14 protein-coding genes are annotated in these 23,608 nt (G+C 40.3%); 1 reads left to right on the top strand and 13 read right to left on the bottom strand.

Annotation, left to right across the window (positions count from 1 at the left end; all coding sequences use genetic code 11):
• Positions 1-178: 178 nt before the first annotated feature.
• The 10 genes from pglZ to QL886_RS00630 all read right to left on the bottom strand — a co-directional run bounded on the left by pglZ (position 179) and on the right by QL886_RS00630 (position 20,048).
• The gene (gene pglZ, locus QL886_RS00675; protein WP_290177313.1) at positions 179-2,845 is read right to left on the bottom strand and encodes a BREX-1 system phosphatase PglZ type A; all 2,667 of its coding nucleotides are present in this window, start codon (positions 2,843-2,845) and stop codon (positions 179-181) included.
• Positions 2,845-6,546, bottom strand: coding sequence for a BREX-1 system adenine-specific DNA-methyltransferase PglX (pglX, locus tag QL886_RS00670; protein ID WP_290177312.1), 3,702 nt, complete (start codon positions 6,544-6,546; stop codon positions 2,845-2,847). Before pglX ends, pglZ begins: the two co-directional genes overlap by 1 nt.
• Positions 6,547-6,569: 23 nt before the next feature.
• Positions 6,570-8,351, bottom strand: coding sequence for a DUF262 domain-containing protein (locus QL886_RS00665; protein ID WP_290177311.1), 1,782 nt, complete (start codon positions 8,349-8,351; stop codon positions 6,570-6,572).
• Between the two features lie 28 nt (positions 8,352-8,379).
• A complete protein-coding gene (brxC, locus tag QL886_RS00660; protein ID WP_290177310.1) occupies positions 8,380-12,051 on the bottom strand; it encodes a BREX system P-loop protein BrxC in 3,672 nt (1,223 codons plus the stop codon).
• 40 nt (positions 12,052-12,091) lie between these two features.
• A complete protein-coding gene (locus QL886_RS00655; RefSeq protein WP_290177309.1) occupies positions 12,092-12,670 on the bottom strand; it encodes a DUF1788 domain-containing protein in 579 nt (192 codons plus the stop codon).
• The gene (locus QL886_RS00650; protein ID WP_290177308.1) at positions 12,667-13,266 is read right to left on the bottom strand and encodes a DUF1819 family protein; all 600 of its coding nucleotides are present in this window, start codon (positions 13,264-13,266) and stop codon (positions 12,667-12,669) included. The genes QL886_RS00655 and QL886_RS00650 overlap by 4 nt, the downstream gene beginning before the upstream one ends.
• A gap of 309 nt (positions 13,267-13,575) precedes the next feature.
• Positions 13,576-16,746, bottom strand: a complete 3,171-nt coding sequence (locus QL886_RS00645) for a site-specific integrase (protein WP_290177307.1) — start codon at positions 16,744-16,746, stop codon at positions 13,576-13,578.
• Positions 16,739-19,051, bottom strand: a complete 2,313-nt coding sequence (locus tag QL886_RS00640; RefSeq protein ID WP_290177306.1) for a hypothetical protein — start codon at positions 19,049-19,051, stop codon at positions 16,739-16,741. The genes QL886_RS00645 and QL886_RS00640 overlap by 8 nt, the downstream gene beginning before the upstream one ends.
• The gene (locus QL886_RS00635; protein ID WP_290177305.1) at positions 19,038-19,607 is read right to left on the bottom strand and encodes a hypothetical protein; all 570 of its coding nucleotides are present in this window, start codon (positions 19,605-19,607) and stop codon (positions 19,038-19,040) included. Before QL886_RS00635 ends, QL886_RS00640 begins: the two co-directional genes overlap by 14 nt.
• A 243-nt stretch (positions 19,608-19,850) precedes the next feature.
• Positions 19,851-20,048, bottom strand: a complete 198-nt coding sequence (locus QL886_RS00630; RefSeq protein ID WP_346015389.1) for a helix-turn-helix transcriptional regulator — start codon at positions 20,046-20,048, stop codon at positions 19,851-19,853.
• A gap of 271 nt (positions 20,049-20,319) precedes the next feature.
• On the opposite strand from QL886_RS00630, the gene QL886_RS00625 reads away from it, so the two are divergent.
• The gene (locus QL886_RS00625; RefSeq protein ID WP_290177304.1) at positions 20,320-20,646 is read left to right on the top strand and encodes a hypothetical protein; all 327 of its coding nucleotides are present in this window, start codon (positions 20,320-20,322) and stop codon (positions 20,644-20,646) included.
• 48 nt (positions 20,647-20,694) lie between these two features.
• Here the strand turns inward: QL886_RS00625 and QL886_RS00620 are convergent, their stop codons facing one another.
• From QL886_RS00620 to QL886_RS00610, 3 genes are all read right to left on the bottom strand, one after another.
• The gene (locus QL886_RS00620; RefSeq protein WP_290177303.1) at positions 20,695-21,324 is read right to left on the bottom strand and encodes a hypothetical protein; all 630 of its coding nucleotides are present in this window, start codon (positions 21,322-21,324) and stop codon (positions 20,695-20,697) included.
• A gap of 40 nt (positions 21,325-21,364) precedes the next feature.
• A complete protein-coding gene (locus QL886_RS00615; protein WP_290177302.1) occupies positions 21,365-22,393 on the bottom strand; it encodes a PD-(D/E)XK nuclease family protein in 1,029 nt (342 codons plus the stop codon).
• A gap of 67 nt (positions 22,394-22,460) precedes the next feature.
• Positions 22,461-23,549 (bottom strand): WYL domain-containing protein, encoded by a 1,089-nt coding sequence (locus QL886_RS00610; RefSeq protein WP_201539741.1) that lies wholly within the window; start codon positions 23,547-23,549, stop codon positions 22,461-22,463.
• Positions 23,550-23,608 lie beyond the last annotated feature (59 nt).

Genomic DNA, 23,608 nt, shown 5'->3' with positions numbered 1-23,608 from the left:
AAATAAAGTATAAATTTAAACAACTTTATTCATCCACAAAAAAACAACTCAATACAAACCTTGGGACAGATGGGACTATTAGTACAACTTATACAGCATAAGAGCTGATACTTGTCCCGACTATCAAAAACCCTTGGGACGAATGGGACACAACAATTTAACTCAGGACTAATCATCCTCAGAAAAAATCATCCAAATGAGCCAAGTCAATTGTCACACTATACTGACTATAGTTAATCTGTGTTTTAGCATCTTCTAATATCAGGGTATATTGCGCATTGCGGTCAAACTGTGATCCGATTAAGCTAAGCCTAGCTTCGCGAGTACGCTCATCCATAATCTTGCTATTACTGTCAAAATTTATCGTCTCTCTACTAGAGATTTCTTTACCGTTACTATCTACAATGAACACATTAATCTGACGAGAGATAAATTGCTCGCCTACCGCATCCGTTTGAATAAATTTAATTTTATCGATATTACTGACTAGTTTAATTGGCTGGTTTGCCACAACGACACCCACTGGCTGATTCTCAAACTTAGTCGCCTGCTCTTTATCTAGCTCTCGAATATGGATAATAGGGACACATATCTCTTGCAGCATTGCGCCACCATGAACAAACTTAGCACCGCTAACAAAATGGAAACGCTGGCTGGCTTTGGGTATTAAAAACTCGGTCTGGTTCGACGAATCAATTAAGCCGTTGGCTGTATTGCTGATAGATCCTTTCCAATAAGCCTCGTCTGATGGCAAGTCATCACCAATCACATAACGCTTTTTGGCTTCCATGACGCCACTAGGTTTTGTGGTTAGCTTGGTCTTGTTATCGGCAACCAGCTCTTTTTGTTGAAAGAGAAATCCATGGTCAGCAGTTACTACGACGTGGCTACCATTCAGACGATTGATAATGCGACCTACTAAGTTTTTTAGCTCGTCAATAGCACTGCGGCAAGCTTCAAAGGTCTTTTCTTCAGTTGACGCGCTATCGCCGATAGCATCAATCGTGTCGTGATAAATATAAACGACTCTTGCAGCACGGATTTTATCGCGACCTTCTTGATTACTCCAGCTCATAAGCTCTTTGGCACTTACTGCCATACCCTCTACTTTGTTCAAGATTTTATTTCGATTATCTAAACCTGCTGATAAGACGCCATCAACATAGACAGATTTACCCCTTTCGGGCTGATAGCTCAGAGAGTCATGAGGCAATAGCGCCGCCATACCTAGCTGAGTATAGCTCGGTAATACACCTAACTGTGTTGAGATACTGGCCTTGAAACGTTTTTCATTATTAATAATTGACCATAATTCAGATGCCACCTCATAACGCAAAGCATCAGAGATGATGACAAAGGCTCGTTGTAGCTGAGTGGTGTTCAATCGTGCTTGCACTTCATTATTATAAAAGTTGTACTGATTTGGGACGTCTGTTATCTGCCATTTATCTAATAGTTGCTCATGACCTAAATGATAATCCCAAGCCAGTCCTAACTCATAGAGATACCAGTTGGTATATATACTCTCGATCTCCTCATCTAGCTGTCTGAGCATATCGGAACCAATGCTTAGCGAGATAAGCACATGCTCATTGAATAAGCGATAGGCTTGATCAAACTGGTAAATATCACTGACATAGGCATCATACATCGATTTGGCACTATCAAAATGAAAACCATCAACATACGTGTTACGAAGATAAATTAGCATTTCTGCACTACGTAACGCTTGATAAGAGCTAGTATAAGCAGAATTAGAGAGGCTCCAATGGCTTGCCAGTCTAGCTGAGACAATACTGTCAAACTCAACTCTATCGAGTGTTATGCTGCTGTCTAGTAGCGTCTCTACCAAGCCGCGAATGATATTTTGCTCAACCGTCTTAAAGGTTTCGCATCGAACCAGCTCAATAGGACGATACTGGCTGCTTTTAGCACTGATATCAAGCTGCTGGCCCAATTGATGAGATACAACCTCATAATGCGGGCAATACGTACGACTATCACGCCAGCTGACCATAAATGCCAATGCTGTGGCGCGACCTGCATTGCCTTTTAAGACATTATTAGAGAGCCAGTCACGCTCGATACCTTCTGTCTGAGTCCAGAAATCCGTGCAAAATAACTTCAATACAAAGTCTGAAAATGACGGCTGTTCTGTGACGTAGCCATAATTTTTATCGAGTTCTATCCAGAATGCATCGACCAAATCAAACTTGGTTAATTGCTCCCATAAGGACAATCCATTTGCATCGTTTTCTAAGTGGCTTGCATACTCTTTTAACAAGCTAAATAAAATATCAGACAGATGGCTTGAGTCAGACTTAACGACCACAGCGATCATCTTACGATCAAGAGTCAGAGTATCGTCATCGTCTGCTACTCGTTTTTTCAATCCTGCTAAGCGCTGTTTATTGGCAAAGAACTTTTGGCGGTTTTGAATATATGAGCGTAGCGCCATGTTAGTAATGCCAAGCTCATTGAGTAACATCGAGCTATGATCTGCAAAAAACTGCTCACTATAGAGGCGTATATCAAGCAGCCAATCACGCTCAGGCTCAGATTCCACTTCTGGAAAATAAAGCAAAAACCGTCTTTTAGGCTCATCGATTTCAATACGCTTTTTGGTGGCCAATACGGATTCATCAGCCATATTTAGAACCGTTACCTCGGTTGAGAAGCCCTCGTCACTATCAACGTTATCAGCATTAGCATTAATGGCAGCGGTCAAAGGCTCACCGAGTCTCTCCAGCTCTTCTATAAAGCTTTGGTCAGGATCGTGCCAAAATACGATTCTATTGTCTTTGAACTTGGCAACGATACCTTGAATGAGTTCACTTGCCTGCATCAGATGACCTCCGGTGCTGATCCAGTGATGGACTTCACATCAGAGAGCAGATCACCAAACTTGCCATAGTTTACTTTTACGCCATCATCTAAGTCTAAGGAGATACGCATGTCTGCATAGTGCTTGAGCTTGTCATCGAACTCACGTAATTCGACCTGTTGCTTTACTAAAGTAGCAAGCTCTTTTTTGAAGCGGTTGGCATCACTGGTAGAGTCGGCATTGTCTATTTGCTTATCCAACTGTTCGGCATAGGCGTCATACTTACCCAGTAGCGGCGTGACATACTCTGTACGCATACGTGATAACGTGCCTTCGTTGTAACGGTGCAAATATACCAGACACTCAAAAGCTTTGTTTTTACCTGAGCTAAATAGCCAGTATATCGGGCGCTTTTTATAAGTCTTTAGGTGGTCTTTGTAGAATTGGGTCGATAGGTAGCGGCGTATGGTCTCAAGCGCGGATTCTGACTGCCCTTTTTTAGTGAGCGGTTTGATGGCGTGTAAGCATAGCGATTCCGCGATAAAGTCTAAGTTCTCTTGCAGATGCTCATTACCCCATACCACTTGTACAAACTCACGCAAACGGTCAGTGGCATCGTCTTTAAACCACTCTTGATCAGTCAATGGAATGATGCCATCTTCATCAGCTGAGAAGCTTTTGTACGCGCCTTCACTGACTAGCTCATCAAAACCGTCATTACCCGAACTTGCATAGACTAAACCTTCACGATCTAGTGAGTAGCGACCTAGCATGCAGCCTAAAGAGTAACTAATTAGCTCACCAATCGTATCTGATTGAAAGCGTATATTTGCTTCTTCAATTGCATCATATCGATATATCGGATTTACTTTTAAAGTAACTTGCTCTTTCAATACGTTAACATCAACATCTTCATGTAAATTGAAATTAGAAACTATATAACTATTAATTTTCTCTTCTAATTCTTTGAGCCGAGAAGTATCATTTTTGGAGCTAGCGCAAAAATTATCATACGAATCTTGAACTCTTAATAACTTTGACACTAGAGGGGATTTCTTAAACCTATTTGAGGTCTCAAAGGCATCCCAATCTTTCTGAGAAAGTGATATTGCTTCCTCCCCTAGCGGAATCATTTCCTTTTCCAATATTGGTAAAGGAAGGTTTTTATAATCTCCTGATTGGAAGCTAAGAGTTGGGTTCTGAATCTTCGTCAATTTTTCAACCACATTCGAATTCAACCAGCATAGTGCAGATACTAGCTCATTTTTCGAACTAAAATATGCAGACTGACCTTTTACATCAGATATAGAACCGTATTCGTTATATCTAAAAGACTTCCAAGCAGAAGTTATTTCCGACCAAGTTATCCCTTCTTTAAAATAGAACTGTGTATTTTGTGGTCGAGATCTAAGTTTGCCATCATCATCTTTAAAGTTTCTTATTTCTTTACCATCATTTTCCCAATTCACAACATACTCACGATTTCCGTACCACTTCCTATAGGAACCACCTTTGTTGTATGGTACCCATTTTATCTTACTACCTACAGTTTCATCCGTACTTTTAATAGTATCTGAAAATTTCAAACTGTCTATTTCATACCAAAACCGCATAAACTGATCGTTGTCGCCTGTTTGTAGTCCAACAGCAGCTTGTGAGCTTTGCGCTGCTTTAGGATTGTCTTCATAGATACTAACGAGTGCTTTACTGACCCAATAAGCAATCGGGCTTCCAGGTATTTTATTAAAATCATCTGGTTTAGCCTCATAAAACCAACCGCAATCTGTATCATTGATTGCCTCTAAAGTTTTAGGTGCTTGATTTGCTGCTCCACGGAAATCAGAAAGCTTAATATAAGAACCTGTATACCCTGACAAATGACCTTTTGTCAAAGTGAAGGTGCAAATTGGAACGGTTGCGCCGTCAAACCCTGAATACTCTAATTGAATGAGAGTATTTAGGGTTTCCTCATCAATTAGTTTATTTCGTAGCTGTTCATAGCTTGATATAAACATCCATACAAATGGTGTCATAAAGCCAAGCTGCCCATTATCTTTTGCCAATTGCAAATTACGAATTATATAGGCTGAGAAAAGGTCTTTTTCATAATCCTTAAAGTTATCTTTAAGGTATTTTCTAACTTCTACTGTTTGATACTTACTACCCATATACGGTGGGTTAGCAATCACAGCATCATAACGAATGGACAAGATAAGCGCCTGCTGGACCATATCAATCAACTGCTTAGCGGCAGGTCGTTGAAATGAGTCACCAGACTCCGCCAACTCGACTAAAGTCTCATGCATCTCTTTTAAATCATCATACTCATCCGCTGGCACCTCAATCAGAGAACCAAAAGTCTTCGCCTGACTAAAACGCACTAGCGTACGCTGTAATAGCTGATAGCGATTATCCGCCTCAAACGAGCTAAGATCTTGCGTCTCATCCGCGAACATGTCTTGGGATGTGCCATTATCCCAGCCACCAGATAAATTCAGCTCACGCCACAGCGCTGGCAAGTTGATATGATTGCCTTCTTGTAGTGCCAGCACATTGAGACTGACATTACGAGTAAAGATACGTTTATCATCAGCACGTGCCAGCATCATCAGTGCAAAGCCTGACAGCTGAGCCGCACGATCATCGATATCTAGGCCATATAGATTATTCTCTAGTATCTTCTGTGGTATCTCACGAGAGCGAAAGCCGCGCTCTTCATAGATTGCCTTTAACACGTTATAAGCTTCGATCAATATATGGCCCGACCCTACCGCTGGATCGAGTACCTTGATACTCTCAGGATCGATACTATCAGGAGTCATCGCTTGCAGTTGCTCATTAACCTCAGACGATTGCTCGGCTGGCTCGATATAGTACTCCATCTGGGCTTTGATCGCTGACTCAGGATAAGTCTGTAGCCACTGACGACCGACAGAGTTTTGTACCAAGTACTTCACAATCCAATTAGGCGTGAATAGCTGAGTAGCTGCTGGAATATCTTCGCTTTGGACAACCTTGCCCATGACCTCGTCTTTCTTCTCAGAGATATAGAACTGATACAGCCAACCAATCACCTCAACCTGATCCCAGTCCTCTTCAGGAATATCATCGACCAAGCCTCGCAGTATCGAATCGGTACGAGTAAGATTATCTGGTAATAGCAGCTCAGTTGCATCATTTAAGGCTTCAAACAAAAACGGCATAGCTTCGTGCAGCTTGTGACACTGCTTTAGCAAAAGCCGCCGATATAACGTCTCGTCTTTATTACCTGCCAGCTTTAACTCAATAATATAGTCACGGTCTAACGCTAACTCGTCAGCCGCATCCACGGCATGATCAATAATCTCAAAGCCTGTAGGATTGTCTGGATGCGACAATACGCGAAAGCCATGACCAAGATAATCATGAATCTCCATATAGCGAATCGCGCATAAGCGGTTAAACCAAGTATAAGCGCCTTGCTCTACCAGTTGCTCAAAGCCCATCTGCTCGCTGAGTGCCACCAAGCGTCGTCTAGGCTCAGCTAAAGCAATGTCGAAGTTATTGCCACTAATTTGTAGCACAGAGCCTTGCACAATGGCTTCTGCGATGTTTAGCTCGCCTGCTGTACTGCCTTTTGCTTCGGTTTGCGAGATACCAAAGCTATTTAGACGTTTGGCGACTGCCTCCATAAACTCACGGCGGGCTTTTGGCGCATATTTCTTTATATTACTGGTATTCATAGTGACTCTTGTGCCTCAGCTTCTTATACTTCAATATTGATAGTGCTATCTGTCATGCTCTGAGTCGAGCTTAGTGCTATTTTGATACGTGCTAGTAGCGTTTGATGGCGCTCATTGTAGAATGTCATAAACTCCATGAGCTCTTCCGGCAATGATGAGATTGCTTGAGATTGCAAATGAGCAGTCCTAGCATGAGTATCTGGCCATTGCTGGGCATACCACTCATGTGGCATTTTCTGTCGTTTCTGATTATTCATTGAGCCTTCAAGCAGCTGTAGATTTGGTAGCTTATTGGACGCCTCAATAAGTTCTTCTTGTAGTTCAGCTGGCACGCCTGCCTTACTGAGTTTGTTTTTGGTAAATAATCCCTTAGGATAGATGTGATCGACATGAAAATGTCGTGAAAAATCAAAGCCCGGGAAAAGTAGAGTTAGCAAGGCAAAGGTTCTAGGATTGCCATAATCAAGCTGAGCAATCTCGCTGATCTCTTCAGGATCAAACCGTAGGGACTTACCCCTCTGCATCATAGTTACTTCAATTTTTTCTAAAGGGAATCCGTCATTACCAAATTGTTTAATATCAGATCGAATTGCCGTAAGCAATGTGTCTAATCCGCTTCCCCAAATGCCGGAAGCTTTAAGCAGTGAGCGGATCAGCCAGTTGCGAATATTCTCTCTATCTTCCGCATATTCAGAACGCGTAAGATAAGACATCGTTAAATTACGATGATACAAGTAATACGCTATCGGCAATATAGCACTAGTTGCTCTTAGATTTTGTCCATTGAAGCCAAAACTTGCCAGTAGCTGCATTGTTAGCAATAGAGCTTCACGTATTGACTTCCAATTCTGCTCTAGGATAGCCATGTTGTCTTTGATAAAGTTCTCAACTTTGAATCCAACACTACCTATATCTGATAGCATCAACCCTGCTTTCAATACTAAGTCCTTAGATACATTGAAGCCATCGCCTATACGCTTCATCTCATCTACTAAGAAATGGATTTCATCGCGAGCGTTCAAAGTGCCCCACTGTGCTACAGCAATTGAAAGCAGTAAGTCAGAATAAGACAGTGTAGTACCACCGCTGTTCATTCTGATAAAAATATTCAGTACGCGCTCCAGACTTTGATCGCTTTCTTCATAAAAAGAAATTTTATCCTTATCATGAATAGTCCGATATAGATGCCGCAGTGTTGAGCGAGCTTGTTTCTTTTGTTCAGGAGATAGTGAAGTATCATCCGCGACTTCATCAATTAGCGAATCTTCTTCCTCCTCCATGATACGACCTACCCTAAACCAATAATCTTCTTGCTGTTCTTGACTAGCCTTATCCTCAGTGAGAAACTGAAAGTCATACTTGGATTCAGTTTCAATTTTTGGCTCTGCTAGTAGATTCAGATACAGCTTGCGCACTGGAAAAGCATCATCATTACTCCACCACTTGCCATTAAGCTTCCAAGCATAAGAGCCTCGAAGCCCGATATTCAATGCAGTGATTCGCTGTTGCCCATCTAATACAGCGACAAACTCTCTTTCTGGTAAGTTTGTGATACTTTCACAATGCGGATTATCTCGTTCATGATAGTACTGCATAAACTTATAAAACTGATACTTACCACGATTCTCAGACTTTATCTTCCAAAATAGGAAAGTTCCAAACGGGTACTCTTGCAACAAGCTATCGAAAAGCATACAAATCTGCTCAGGCTGCCATACAAACTCACGTTGAATGGCAGGTAATAAATACTCCCCGTCAGCAACTTTATCTAGTAGCTTTCTTATCGTTCCACCAGCTTGATACATAGCTATTCTCAATCTATATTATGAACTATTATTTAATCCGCACTCTATCACCAGCTTTTACCGCAGCTATTAGCTGCTCTCTTAACGCGTATAGATAATCATCTACTTCGGCAGTACTTTCGATAAAGTCGCCTGATATTGAGTGCTTCATGACATTTTTAGGATCAATCGTAACGGTGCGTTTAGCGACTGGAACAGGGATAACGGGCTTAGGTACAGACTGCGGTACAGCTTTACCTGCTTTTGCGGCTTCTGCCTGTTGTCTTTCATACTCAAGAGCACGCTGACGCTCCTCATTTTCGACCTGCTTACGCTGCTGTTCGATAAAGTCATTTAATAACTCATTCGCGCTTTCCTCATGATCTCCAGCTTCCATCTGTTCACTGAAAATTTGCGGAATAGAGTTAGTCTTCTCTATGCGCTCTCGACATAATTGCAGGGGACGCAGCGCTTTATTACTAATATCCGCAGGTGCCGATGCTTCTGCTAGCGCTTGGTTGATACGCTCAATGCGTTCATCCACTCTAATAAGAGCGTGAGCGCGCTTGTCTTCTACCAAAGCCAAGTTAATCTTATTAACCTGCTCAATGAGTGGGCTGATACGGCGCATTTGACCATAAGGCGCTGGCATGTCATAAATGCTCTTGAGCTCTTGTAGAGCCTTTGATGCTTGCGGGTCTTTTTCAAGTGCGTGCAAGTTCGCCTTAAAGCGCTCATTCAATGCAGTAGAGAGGGACTGCCATATTTGAAACTGACTATTATAAAAATCATCGAGGTCTTCAAACTTTTCAACAAATGATTCTAATGCATCGCCATCTTGCAAAAATCGTTCAATGAATTCAAAGCTCGATTTTTTTTCTAGTATACCCGCTACCAATACCAACCCATCATTAATCTGTGGCTTACCAGGAAAGTGTCCCGTTTGTGATTTTGTGCGAAAAGATTTTAACGCTTCATTCCAGTTTTCCAATGCTTGTTTTATAAGTTCATACAGCTCTTTTTCACCAGAGCCAATAAAGGTCTTGGAAAATAGATCTTTTACCAATTTAGAGGCTTTTTTAACCTGACTATCATTAACCTGACGAATTTTATTAACTCGTATATCACCACGCTTACGTACGCTATTAAACGGCTCATATGCTCTATTAAGTGCCAAATCGCTACCTTGCAGACTAAACGCAAGCTTACCTGCCAATCCAAGCCGTGCGACTAACAGTAGTATCTCATTGACAGGCCAGCCATAAGGACGTTTACCAAAGTGAGTCACGATATCACTTAAATAAACTGGCTCATTGCGCTCTATTCTGAACGAAACATACTGCTCTACTTCGCGAGTGGCGTCTGGGTTGGACTCATCTGCTTGAAGGTCAAGTCCTAGCTGGGCGACATTATCTGCTACTAATACTTTCTGTAGCTCAGGCAACACCTCACCTGGTGTCACATTTAGTAAGTTTAGTTTAGCAAAGGTGTTTTCAACGATGTACTTATAGGACTCTTCAACGATAACGCTTGGTGTCACTGATTTTTTTGGCATCTTAGTACCGATAGCATAGACACTAGCTTCTGCAAATAATGCTTCAAAACCCACCTTTAAGCGTTTTTCACGTGCCATGTTCTCCATTTGCTTTTCACGCAGTAGGTGCTCTTGCTCTGGCCGCTGTCCTGAATTTTGTTTTAAGAAGCGATCCGTCTTTATAAATACCGTCAGATCATCCCATAGACGCTGGTCTTCATCTAACTTGATTAGTACAGAGCCATTATCTTTCAGACTATGCTCAATACATGCCTGCTCATGAGAGAAGCTGTCGTAATGGCTATCTAGTGGCGATACGACTTTGATGACTAAATCTTCAAGGGTTGTACCATCTTTAGGATGACCATTACAAAATCGGCTAACCATAAAGTCTTGTTTATTTATAGGATAACGGTAGGTTCGGTTATTCTTAAGAATGTCATTAAATACAATAGTCGAAAGTTTATTCGATACCTCAGACATCTCAAAATCTGTTTGACGGATCTCGTTTTCAATCTCTTTTTCTTCATTAGTCAAAAATATAAATACATCATTATTGCGTGCGATTAGCAGCTGTTTTTCTAACCGATTTAAGCTATCTTCAATTTGCTTACGTAACTTAATTTTATCAGCATCGATACGATCAATTGATAGGGTCACTAGGTTATCTAAAGTGCTTTTGACCACATCGACATAACGAATCAAAAATAAAGTTTTTAAGATATTTTGATCAAACTTAGTCAGTGACTCTGACTCACAGGCTTGATCAATAGTACGCTTGATTGCTGGCTCTAAAAAGCTCTCAATAGGTGCATAGAAACTATGAAAAGGAACGAGCACATCAAGCTCATTATTCTTCATCTGCTTTGCTGCAGATTGAAACGCATCTAGTAAAGAGCGTTCACCCATGGCCAGATTCTTACCACTTGCCCCTTTAACCCTAATAGATTCAAAGACCTTTTGAACCAAATTATAGTGATAAGGGACAAAGGGATAGTTATCTACAAAGGATAAGCTATCGGTATAGCCTTTTAGATCAGCTGTGGTTGTCTTATCGAAAGTTAACTGATTGCGTAGGATATCGCCTTTTTCAGCGAATATATCTGTGAGCTGCTCATGAGCCTTATCTGTTTTAGATAACAGACGCTTTTGGATAACCTCAGAGGTGTTCGAACTAGACAACTGCAGACGAGTATTAAAGCGACCTTGAATCTTAGAGAAGTCTTGACCATCACCTTTGCTCATCCCGCCAATAGCAGCGTCAATATCTGCCTGTGATGTAACAACTACCCAAGCACGACCACCACAGTACGTCCCTAAGTCTTCAGTAATAGTCTGCAGCTTAAGCATCATTTGGGTGTTTTTACCAATAAACTGCCCCACTTCATCGACCATAAATAATAAATTGCGGTCGCCACTACTATCTAGGTAGTCATTTACCCATTTGCAAAAATTTTGGATATCGAGTGGGAAGTTATTCTCTATTTGCTGTACCCAGTGTTTAGCAGACTCTTTGGACTGATCGCTGGCATGAGCCAAAGCTTCTGATAGCTCATCGCGGTAAAAGTCATAAGCATCACGCTCTTCTTCCCACGTAGATAAGGTTAACTCAGCGAACTTGGCCTTAAATGAATCGTATTGGTCACGCTTATCAAGCTCGCGTTCTAGATGTGCAATATGAGGAAAGTCAGCACAGTAACCCACACGCTCGTTGAATACTTTTAAGAATACTTTAAGAATAGCATTCTCACGATCTTCGGTGTTCGCTCTTGAATCAATATTGAACAAGATAACATCGGTATCTTTGCTAACAGACTTTTTAATATCTGCTAATAAAGCAGTATCTGTAATCTTGTCCTTAAAAAAATCAAAGGCTTGCCGGCCTTCACCATCTTTCTCTACTGACTTATTTTCTAATAAGTATGACAATATTTTTAGAAAATGTGACTTACCAGAGCCAAAGAACCCAGAAATCCAAACCCCAACTTTTCCAGACATAGCAGAACCACTATGATCTACAGAAGGCGCATAAGCGGAAAAAAACGCTCGAAAATGCCTATTAAGCTCTTGCGTTATGACGTACTCATCTAGCTCAACATAGATACTGTCGTTATCTTTTTGCTCAGCTTTGACAACGCCATTGATATCACGAGTCAGCTGTTTTGAAAAAATCTGTTCAATATTCATCTAGTAGGCTCTCTATTTTATTTCTTATCATTGATAAATTTTATTTGCCACTTTCAGACACTAATTTAAAAGCGCGATAGTAGTTTTTGGATTCAATCATGCCAAAAGGATATAAATCTCTTCCGCTGTATTCACCAGGATAAAACAAAACCAATGGGGTACTACCCATGATATCTTGTAATGCGCTAAGCAGCTCATGACCTCTAACCAAAGGCCATGCGCTTCCTAAGCCTGATAACAATACAAAATCCAGCTCAGAGGGTTGATATTTATTGGCAATGAATTTAGCCACCTTATCTTGGCTAAGTGGCCCTGCTAGCGTTTTACGTAAACTATCAACACCCACTTGCTGTTCACGTAAGCAGGCACGTTCAAATAAGCCGCGATCTTCAAGCATATCAATAAGCACTGTAAATATATTTAGATGAACAAAACGATAATCACGCTTATCTAACTTTTCAGTAATATGCTCAAGGTGGTCTCGTACCACCAATTCATACTTTGCTGGATAATCGAAGATCCAAAAACCAATCTCGTTACCCAAACCATCGTTTTTTAAGAATTTTGGGCTCTCTATACGTTCAAGAATTAAATCCAGCCGTCTCTTAAGCGCATTCATATCGTGCACTCCATAACATCGATCAAGTCTTCCCTATTGATGCTTATAAGACATTCTTTTACTTCTGGTAGCAGGTAAACAGGTTGGATCTGACGTTTACGACTAGTACTTAGATAGCCACTATCTACTAATGACTTAATCGCATTATTGCCCATTTTATTAATAGTGGACTCAAAGAATTTATTTAGCTCTGGATATACACGTATCTGTGTGTCATAAAACTCAGTCCAAGCATCAGACGCCAATGTAGGCTTGTAGGTTCTGCGCGCTTCAGCAAGACTTAATCGCATAAAGTCAGCTACTATCGGAGAGTCAATCAGCAATGCTGCCATTAATAGCTGAATATAGGCACGCTCAGTAGACTCAAGCAATGATGCTATAAAGTCGTCACCAAGCCCTCCAACACGATGGCGAATCGTTTTCGTATAGCGGCTTGCTGTCTGTGCTGATCTCTTTTGAAGGATGTTTTGCTCGATAACAAGTGATTTCCATTCATCATCAGATAAATCCTTTAATAGATAACCTGCAATGATTCGCGACTCAGTAATCAGCAAACTTGCTCCGATTAGATCACCAACGTAATCTTTTACATTCATATTCTAGTTACTCGCGATTGGTAGTACAGTCGAACCTGACAGTTTCAACTTTTAGATAACAAAAAAACTCACGTAGGTAAGTCCCAAATAAGTGCTTGTGTCTTTCTTTTATCAGAGCACTAATTGACGAGCATAGCCTACATCAATTGGTCAGCTCATACTACAGATTGAAGCAAATTATGTGAAAGCTTTTCAACTTATATTATTTTCATGCCTTACTCAAGTCACGTTATTAAAGCATAACAACATAACGCTGTATAAAAAGACTGAAACCAGATTTTATATACCACTACAGCATAAATCTTTGCCTTAATATTTAATTAATATCATAAGTAAGTACCCTACGTATTTCAGAAGTCCTGAAGAAGCATAGTAGCTATCCGCCTTAGTCAAGTTTTTATCAGAATGTCTACGTTTTCTCTGTACTACTCTGACTTCATAACCTTTGTAGTTTTCACGAGTTCCAGTACGTATATTGCTGTCCAGCTTTAGCTCCTTTTTAAGATGACTAACCGCCTTTTCGCTATCAGAACGAATCTGCCAATATAAGCTATCAACAAGTCTAGTTCCTATACTTACGAACTGTTCTAGCATTATTAATTGTGATTCTTTTACCCCAAAATGCAGAGAGGATGTCTTCATATTATGTTTATTAGAGAATATTTCTACGAATTCTGTTAACTGTTCAGGCTCTTCAATAGACATCTGGTAAACCCTATCAAGCGCTTTAATAAGTAGCTCTTGATTCTTACGTCCTCTCGGTGCACCTAGCAGCAATTTATCATTTGTAAATACTTGCTCTGCCTTGTGATAGATACATTTTGCTTCCGTTATACTGATACCATGCCTTATAGCAACTTCTGCTAGATTTTCTTGTCTTTTTTCAACTTTTAGTTCCTGTATTTCTTCTAAAAATGCAATCACATCATGATACTTTGGATTAATTAAAATAGATTTTACTTCTGGTTTCTCTGTGTCTGTAGCATTTTCAGTTGCTTGCTGGCTAGATTCAGAACCTTTCTTTTGTTCTACACTTTCAACAAACAAAGATGTTTTATGACCAACTAACTTCTTTATAAGATACGGACGTAGCTTACTTAAGGCGACTAGCTTAGTTTTAGCGTCGTAGGCACTACCATCCTCTCTATTTACTGCCTGGTAGTTTATCTTTGTGACTGCCTCTAGAACCATTAATGGTAGGGTTAGTTTTGCTTCACTCATTTGCCAACCCGCCAATAGGTGCGCTGTATGAATATAATGCTCAAATGTCGTATCAGGTGTTAGATGCCCAGCAAAGCTAGCCAGCCCAAACCATACTCCCTGATCTTGATTATATGCCAGAACCCCTTTGGATATGGCCGTGCAATGCATAGCATCGTAATCTGTTAATAACTGTGCCAATGGTGACTGATTGAGCACAACCGCTAAATGGCTAATTGCCGTGTGCCGCAGACTATGAAAAGTAAAATCATGATCACCAAGCAATCGATCCCACATAACCTTCATCAGGTTACTAAAGAATATATGAGGCAACGGCTGATCGCCTGATCCTTGCGAAAACAAGTAGCTTTGTTTTAGTCTGGTCTGATAGTGATATAAACTAAGGAGCTGCTCTAATTCTTCTGGTTTCAGTAGACAGTCTATTGGTATCATTCGCTTGGCACTGCTGCTTTTTAGCCGTCGATAACGATTGGGTCTCAGTAATATTTGAGGAAATTCAACTTTTTGATCGAGGTTGTCAGTATAGATATCGGTCACATCTGAGACTTTTATACCAATTAATTCGTTTATACGCATACCTGTACGATATGCCAAACTCAAGACGACTAAGCACAGTCGTTTCTGATCAGAATCTAAAGTTGATGACTTGAGATAATCTTTCATAGCATGATAGATACGAGGTGATACTATGTTTGCTTTAATCACTTGACGGTTATTCCCCCATGGGAAATAAACATAGGGAGCATCAAAGTGTGCACGCTGATAATCGTGAAATGCTTTCAGACGCCCATAAGTAAATTTCTGGCTGTCTTTTAGTCGGTCAAGATGAGACAGCGCTTGACCAGTAGTATTGTTATCATTATCTATACCACTAGACGTATCATCAAACTCTGATGACTTGCTCAGCACAGATGTCCTGCGGCCATCTTTTACCTTACTCTGAATAATTTGCTCATAAACTTCCTCAAAGTCATTACCCTCCCATTGATCCATATCCTCATCCATCGTCAGCATCAGCCAGTCGCGACCAATGCAGCCAGCATATTTACTGATGGTATTAAGCCGAATGCTATTATCACCGAGCAACGACAAAGTCCAACTAAGCAAGCGCTGCGCATTAGGCTGGCTAGCGTCTGTCTTTAGTGTTGTGATAGTAGAGATAGCAGCAACTCTGGTCAGTTTGAGCGCATCTTGCAGCTCTTTGATCAGATTTTTGCTAAAGCTTGGATAAGCTGTGGCATTTCTCTTGTCTTGTGACTTTCCTGCCGTTTGATAACTGGCATCAAACAGCTCAGACCACTCAAGTGGCTCAGGACTTGGCTTTATGAGCTCTCGGTTATAATGAATAAGCTTCTCAGTCGGCAGCCCCGTGGTTTTGAGATCACCTTGTTTTACCACGGTGAGCGCACCATCAATCAGGCTACCTTCTATTTGCCGCCAGTGGTAGTTGGCATATTTGATGAGCAGTGAGTGCTGCGGGCGATCGATATCTTTATTGGTAAGTTTAAGCGTTTTTGAGATATCGTTGATTATGGTATTAAATGACTTTATCTTGGTAGTGTTTAACTCTTTATCCTTTAGAGCATATAAAAAACACAGACTCATATCATCGGGAACATAATCAACAAAACGGTGCAAGCTTTCACTCTCATCAGCCACGCAGCCATAATTATCATCACATACTTTGAGCGATATCACAGCCAAATACTCTGCCCTACTTTTTTCATCAGTTGCTGGCATGCTAATTTGATAAATCTGACGTTCACCAAATAGCCAGTCATACAATGCTTTCAACACCTCAATATCGTTCATACCGCCATACATGATACTGCAATACAGCACCCCTTCAACCAAGTCGTTTACTGAGAAACGCCGTTTTCGTTGCCAAACCTTTATCATTGTCGCACTACTGTCTGCCACAGCACGTCCATTCACAAACCAATCATAGTTAATGGTCAAGCGCTCACGAGTTGCCAGTATCGGTACTACAGGCTCATTAAGATATATCTGATGAGTTTTATTATAATCACGAACAAACTCTAAAAACCCACGCCGAGCCAATTGGAAGTTTTGAGCGGTGTCGAACGTCCCTTCTAGCAACTGGTTAATCGCTTCATAATGATGCTGCAGCTCACAAGGCGGCTGCATAGAATTTTGATTGATATATTCTTCGATTAATTTTTTAGCATCACGCTTAATACTTTTTTTGGATTCTTCTCTATTAAGCTGTCGCAGTTTATGAGCGCTAATATTATCCATATAGACGAACCTCAATTTGTTTTAAGTGAAGGTCTGTAGCAATCGCATCTAAATGGGGACTGAGCGTATGCAGTTGATTTATGAAGCTTGATGACATCGGGTGCATGAATTCTTGATCAGCATGCTCATGACCATAAAGGGCGCAAATCAGATAGTCAGGCACGCGCCCTGTGAGCATGGATCTCAGCTGATGACGTAGCCAATTATCCTGATGACTAAAAAAGTCCTGCAACTGATAGCGGACTCGGCTTGGCGTAATACTGGCAAAGCCTTTTGGATTTTTTTGGTAAATTTGAATGAGGGGTTGTTCTGATTGCAAGATGTCATTGATGGGATAAGGTGCTGTTGGACATAATGAATTATAGATAGCGGCAAATTGCTTAATATAAATAATGTAGTTTTGAATAGCCGTTATCAAAAATTTGCTAAGAGGAATGAGCCTACCATCAGACTGCGCATGACGCTCTTCTTTGTCAGATACCCATAGTATACGCCGCTGAAGGTCAAACTGGTGTAGCAAGCCTGGTGCATGCTTGACTGGGCGAATACCGGTTTGGATCATGACAATATGCCACAACCAAATACTATAGCTATTAAACTGCGCAATATAGCGATCCATGTGGGACTTTAGCTTGCCATTAAAGCTCTCGGCACTGACAGCCAGTTGATTAAAGAACTGCTGGCACATTGTGGTCTTTAGTGCCATATCACTACCAATGTGGCTTCTATGCCCGTTCATCGGTACGCTACACTCATCTATTAAAAGTGCTTTTTGCTCATCATTACAATATTCAGTTATCAGCTCTACCGTTTTTATATAAGTTTGCTCTAACTCTACCGTTTTAGTGCTAAGGTAATACAGCGCAGAGCTATGCCGTACATCAACACCTGTGATCAGGTCAGCATATAATGGCTTATTAAGCTCGTTTTTGATCAATATAAACAGGCCTGCTTCAATATATTGCGGACTCAGTGTTGGCAGGTTAAGCAGATCTTTAGCATAAGAGATAGCATCTTTAACAGTATCGGATGAAACGGTAATTTTATCCTCAAGCATAATCTGTAAAGCTTCAGGAATTGCACGATAAAAGGTACTGCCATAGCTTTGTCTGTGGGCAAGCAGATGACTTCGAGTATTGGTCGTCACATCAATCATGATGGCAATGCTACTAACTTTACGGACACGGTCATAGACCAAATACTGCCGTTGACTGTGACTACATTGCCAATCAGCAATGATGTTATCGATACTAAGTCCACTTAATAGTGACAGTAGTAAGACGACATACCCAATGCCACTTTCTTTATCAACACTCATAAAGCGCTGCCAAAGCGTGGCAAATAACATTTGGTATCCGGTAATGCTTAGCTGACGATGATTGGTTGGGAAATGAAATTGATTACGGCGGGCATGTTGATGGTTATTTTTCAATCGCCATTGCTGCAGCTCAGAGGATTTAGCAATTTGTGTGACGGGCTTAAAGTTATTGTCTAGCAAAGGTACTTCGTTGTCATCAGCAATATTTTCAGCGATTGCCACGTTACTGTGCTTTTTTGATTGTTTCGTACCAAACACTATACTTTGTAGTGGCTCATTGTCAGTATCCACTAATGTCTTGATGACGGTTTGAGCCGACTTTACGCGTTTAGTACTCTCAGTATAAGTTTTGCCAACAAAGGTTTTATTATTAATTACCACCTCATAAGCCAGCCTGATTTGACCTATTTTACTACCAAGATATTGGTTCGCTGTTTTACCTGTTGCCTCTTTCTGTTTAACGCTTGCTTCATATTGTCTGATATAAGATAAGCATGAGGACAAGCTATCGCACTGATCGTGAATACTGATTAACTGGTCGAGAATCTCACACTGCGGATCAGTAGGTCTTAGTGCCATACGAATACGCACGCCAAGCTTATCAATTTTAGCAAAGTGCTTGTCGTTGCGTACTGTGATCATGAATATCACTTTTAAGTAGCCGCTCATAAACCGCCAAGCATTACTATTAACGTCTATCGCACCATAGGCCTGATAAAAGACAATCAGCATATAGGTAACCGCCCACTCTACTGTTTTACCTTGCCGAATAATTTGTTTAATCACATCTTTACAGTCTATCCCAGTAAAATCTGCAAAATTCTCACGTGGTTTTGAATACAACAAACCAATATCATCATCTGGCACTAAACTTATCACATCAATCATAAGCTGAGACATTTGTATGTGATGTGGTGAACCTATTGGGATAAGCTTATCAAACACTCGCCTGTCGGTCACATCATTAAATAATTTAGTGTGACCCATAAGAGGCGTCCATCCAATTCAGGTTTCTAGGCAACCCCAGCATCGCCTCATCATTGGCTACCTTACACTGCTGATACTCATAAGCACTTTGGCTGATACCAGCGAACCTACAATAATTGTCTACCGTCAAGCGCTCAATATTCATGAGCTCGCAAATAATACTTTTTGGTGCATTGGAGCTTAAAGCCTTTAGGAACTCAGGATGATTAATTCCCCTTGAGAAGGCTAGCTCGATCACCTCACTCCAAGCTAAGCGCTTAATATCTCTCAGGCTTTCAGCAGCAACTAAGCAAGGCTGACGTGAACTAGTCTCTTCTATTAGAATTTCATCAAACCTTCTAAACTCATTAAAAAAATAATAAGTCGAATCTTTACCAATCACCAATCGTAGCGGTGGGCGGTAATAATCATCCAAGCCACCTATATTTATACTAGCTATTCTTGGCCTAAATTGATGCCATATCAGCAATGCCTTTTGCGCATCTTGATGAACAACCAGATTATATTTACTGAAAGTTATAAATTTCTGAGTAGGTTTTAGATGAATATTATTCATTTTATTATCATTGATAGTGAATTATACTAATTATGATATGTTATAACCTATCCATTGTAAAGCCTTTAAGATTGCTGCTATATTTTTATCTTCGGATAACTCAAATACTGATTCATAACCATTTTTTAAACAAAAAAATACTCCCTAACCCATGACAAATAAAGGCTAAAGAGTATTTTAAAATTTCAGTTTTAGTTAGGTGAGGAGGTTAACGTCCTATATCAGTAGACCTTCCTATCAAGCTTAGTTTTCTTCATTCTCATCGGGAACATACTTCAAAATATCCCCTGGGGTGACTTTTAATACTTGGCACAACTTACTCAGGGTATCGAATTCTATGCGAGTTGTCTCATCGTTATAAATTCTATGAAGCGTTGACTTGCTGATATCCGTCATCCTTACTAAATCTGCAACTCGCAATCTTCTTTCCGCTAAAAGCACTGGTAGATTACATGAAATCACAATAAAATCCTTATTGGTAAGTAAAAAATACTTGCCAGTGACTACTTTTCTGTTAAAATAATACTCGTTGGCAATAACTAAGTTTCCGTCAAAAACTATTTTATGCTGACTAACGCTCTATTATGTCATAGACTCATCTTGCTGCTCAATAACTGGCTAACTATGATGAGCTCGACTTGTTAAATAGATATAGTCACTATAAAAATGTGACACTAATCATAGTCATTCTGCCATTAAAAAGGAGTATATTGTGGGCATCAGGATTGAATGGAGTATGACACAAAATGCTTGGGACAAACGGGTCTGTGAAGATTATTGGGCCTATAATCATAAAATCAGCTATGTAGATTATGTGCGTATGCTCTGTCAAAAATACGATATTAGCTCGCAAACATTATTTGAAACTGTAAGCCAATGCTATGCTTGCTTAGATGATGTTTGCTGTGAATATTGTGGTAGTGCCTGTCCAATTGAAGTACCTGCTGATATCGCTTATATGCGGGCAAAAGAGAGTTGGTTTTGCGTAGTATGTGAGCATGCTATGTGGCGCGGATACTCTATTAGCAAATATAACTAGCTTCAATTGATAGTAGCAGCCAAAGCCATATGTTTATTACATGTGGCTTTAATTTTCTTCAGCATAAACCGCCTTTAAACGAAAGCAATCAGGTTCATCAGTCATACTTGAGCTTAGATAAGTAAATGCATTATCATTAGACAATAACCCCTCAATAGCATCTGATATATAAGCAAAGGCTTCCAGTGGCAGACTTTGCACGCTCTGCGTCCCAATAAGCACCCCTTTAGTATTACGAGCGTTAGTAAGTAGACCGATCAGATTATATGTGGCTGTTTTTATCATATCGAATTCATGCTCGCCTGTGGCACTTGCTTGAACAAACTGAAATGAATAACCACACTCAAACAAGCTTATAACGTCTGCTACATCTATACCGATGATAGTACTTGCAGACTTTACATCTAGCAGTGCAATGACATCATTTACTTCATCAGGCTGACATCTAACAATCCCCTCTATAATATCTAAGCGTTCATACTTATGGTCATCTGTTTGTAAGCCTACTAAAATATCAGCCCCTGCTTTCCCTTTTAGCTCTAGCAGTGCCTGCACATCCCAACCATCACTAATGATAAAACAAGCAATAATCGCTGGCGGAAAATAGTCTATGTTTGGTCGGTATAAGGCTGCACAAGGTAAATCATTTATTTGCGATTTGTCGAGCTGATATTTCATGATTAGACCTTCTGTTACTCTAGGTGTTATGACATTACAATTACCAATCGTTTTTATTTTTATACTGATTTACTACATGATTAATGAATTTTTGCACTTCATCCATTAGCTTATCAACTTGCCGTAGATCTATTGAGTTTTCACTCTCAAAGATATCTGTGTCTAGTATAGCAAAGGTCATATGCCGACCTGAACCAAAGCGCTTTGGCTTAGTCACTTTTAAATCAAAATCAGCAGCTTCTGTCTTAAACAATTTATAAAGCTCATTCCTAACCTTGCTACGACTTTCTTTATTAGGAACAGATACTTTAAAGCAGATTTTCTCTTGCTCGATTTGTAAATAAATATCTATATTATTTTCTACTTTATGACCCAATCCCCAAAAGCCCATAAAGCCGCCCGAAGGATTAGCGACATAACCCCAGTTACCTTCTCCTAGGTAAGACTGTAAATATTGAAAAAAGACAATCCAAGTCCGTTTTTTCCACTCGTTAACAGGTTTTGATTTAAAGCTTTGCACTGCTTCTTCAATAGACTGCAGATGGTTAAGATAATCGCCATATATATCACTCTCTTGCAGTGCCGCATTTTGTTCACTATTAAAGAGGTCTAATAAATCTCGTCTAGTTACTGGATAAAAGCCATCCTTTAGCACAGCTTTGTAGTTGCTTTGATCATGCGTTTGTAAATAAATAGGAATAATTTTATCTTCTGTAAAGGTTTGAGCGTGTCCATTAAGCATAAAATGCTTGTATCGAACCAACTGATCGGAGTGCTGCAAACTGCCTACTTTATCTTCGATTAATACACAGTAAGTGTCGTTTATGATACAAAGGACATCAATGTTATTCACTTGACGCTTCACTACTATTTTATCAATACGACTCGGTAGCGAGTTACCCGCTTTTTTAAAGAATAACGTCAATACACTGGTTGCTATCTTATTGAGCGCTTTATGTTTATCGCTTCCTGTCTGATAGTCTTGGTCTGCCCACGACAGAAGCCAACAGATAAAAGCGTCTTGTGATAACTCAGAGGTGGCAAATTTAAATAAGTTAGGTGTGGTCATTCTAGCTCCTTGATGACATTTAAAAAATGTATTTGTCTTTTATTACTTTAGTAAAATTCTTGAACAACTATTTTGTATATAATTTTATCCCGCTTTCTAAGCGCTCTAAAATAGCCGCTTTTAACTCTACCGGTTCAATCACTACTGCTAACTGCGACATACTGACCAGCCAATCTTGCAAGCGCTGCGTATTGGCAACTGTTGCACGCACCTCGTTCCAAGTGTCATCGATAACCGTAATCGTTTGAGTAGATGATAACGGCCGCTCATAGAGATGCTGGCAGGCATATTTTTGCACCTTTAGAACCAGTCCGATTTTTAAACCATTATTCAACTCAAGCTTTCCTAGCTTACGTAGATTCTCAAGAGTGAAAGCATTGCGCTCTACCCAGTCCGGTACCGACTGCTCTGTTACTTCAGCTGCTTCAATACGATTAACCGCAAAATTACGATGTGCCATTAATAAGACATTATCATCGATATGATCATTCGTTGGATTAAACCCAGTAAGATAGATCATGTTGTCGATAAAAATAAGTCCTCTAGGGTAGATCACTCTGACGGTAGGATTGTTACGCCATTTGTTTTGATAGCTGATTTGAAGCTGCTTGTTGTGTAATAGTGCCTGATGGATGCTAGTCAGCACGCCGCTATCAAGCTTTGGTGCTTGTACGATACTAGACAGGGTAATAAGATAATCTTGCCACTGTCCTAGCTTGCTTTGATTGAAGCTGTGTCTATCTTGGCGACCTAATTGGGTCAACTTTTCACTAATGCTTTGTTTAAAAGGTGCTGGCAAGTAGTTCGCCGTATAGTTAGCGAGCATCTGCCAAAAAAATACCGTTTGCTCATTAATGACATCGATACTAAAACTTGGCTCAATATAAAACCGTGCCGTTTGTCCGCTGATATTCTGCCCCCAAGCTGGCAGACGCATTAAAGCGTCACTGTGAAAGACGTCATTGAATATTTGATTGAGACTTGTTAGGTCGTTTTCTAAATTTTTACGCTCGTTTGCGTAATGGTCAAGGTTATCACCATAAACGTTCATTAGCTCTGTGAGTGATATTGCCTTGTCTTTATGACGTGGCAAGCGCTGATAGAGCGCAAACAAACGGGTGGATTTGTTGTAGGTTGCGATTGGGTGTGTAGGCATGTTGGCTGCTCTATAGGCTATCGAATCTATCAAACTGTCATTTTAAAAGTGAACTATCG

Source organism: Psychrobacter sp. APC 3281, from assembly GCF_030407815.1.
Classification (GTDB): Bacteria; Pseudomonadota; Gammaproteobacteria; order Pseudomonadales; family Moraxellaceae; genus Psychrobacter.
The sequence above is the reverse complement of the archived record's forward strand: the minus strand, read 5'-3'. Positions and strand labels throughout refer to the sequence as shown.

Excerpts from the sequence above, each read along its gene's own strand:
- pglZ (WP_290177313.1), bottom strand. The coding sequence starts at position 2,845 with ATGCAGGCAAGTGAACTCATTCAAGGTATCGTTGCCAAGTTCAAAGAC.
- pglX (WP_290177312.1), bottom strand. The coding sequence starts at position 6,546 with ATGAATACCAGTAATATAAAGAAATATGCGCCAAAAGCCCGCCGTGAG.
- QL886_RS00665 (WP_290177311.1), bottom strand. The coding sequence starts at position 8,351 with ATGTATCAAGCTGGTGGAACGATAAGAAAGCTACTAGATAAAGTTGCT.
- brxC (WP_290177310.1), bottom strand. The coding sequence starts at position 12,051 with ATGAATATTGAACAGATTTTTTCAAAACAGCTGACTCGTGATATCAAT.
- QL886_RS00655 (WP_290177309.1), bottom strand. The coding sequence starts at position 12,670 with ATGAATGCGCTTAAGAGACGGCTGGATTTAATTCTTGAACGTATAGAG.
- QL886_RS00650 (WP_290177308.1), bottom strand. The coding sequence starts at position 13,266 with ATGAATGTAAAAGATTACGTTGGTGATCTAATCGGAGCAAGTTTGCTG.
- QL886_RS00645 (WP_290177307.1), bottom strand. The coding sequence starts at position 16,746 with ATGGATAATATTAGCGCTCATAAACTGCGACAGCTTAATAGAGAAGAA.
- QL886_RS00640 (WP_290177306.1), bottom strand. The coding sequence starts at position 19,051 with ATGGGTCACACTAAATTATTTAATGATGTGACCGACAGGCGAGTGTTT.
- QL886_RS00635 (WP_290177305.1), bottom strand. The coding sequence starts at position 19,607 with ATGAATAATATTCATCTAAAACCTACTCAGAAATTTATAACTTTCAGT.
- QL886_RS00620 (WP_290177303.1), bottom strand. The coding sequence starts at position 21,324 with ATGAAATATCAGCTCGACAAATCGCAAATAAATGATTTACCTTGTGCA.
- QL886_RS00615 (WP_290177302.1), bottom strand. The coding sequence starts at position 22,393 with ATGACCACACCTAACTTATTTAAATTTGCCACCTCTGAGTTATCACAA.
- QL886_RS00610 (WP_201539741.1), bottom strand. The coding sequence starts at position 23,549 with ATGCCTACACACCCAATCGCAACCTACAACAAATCCACCCGTTTGTTT.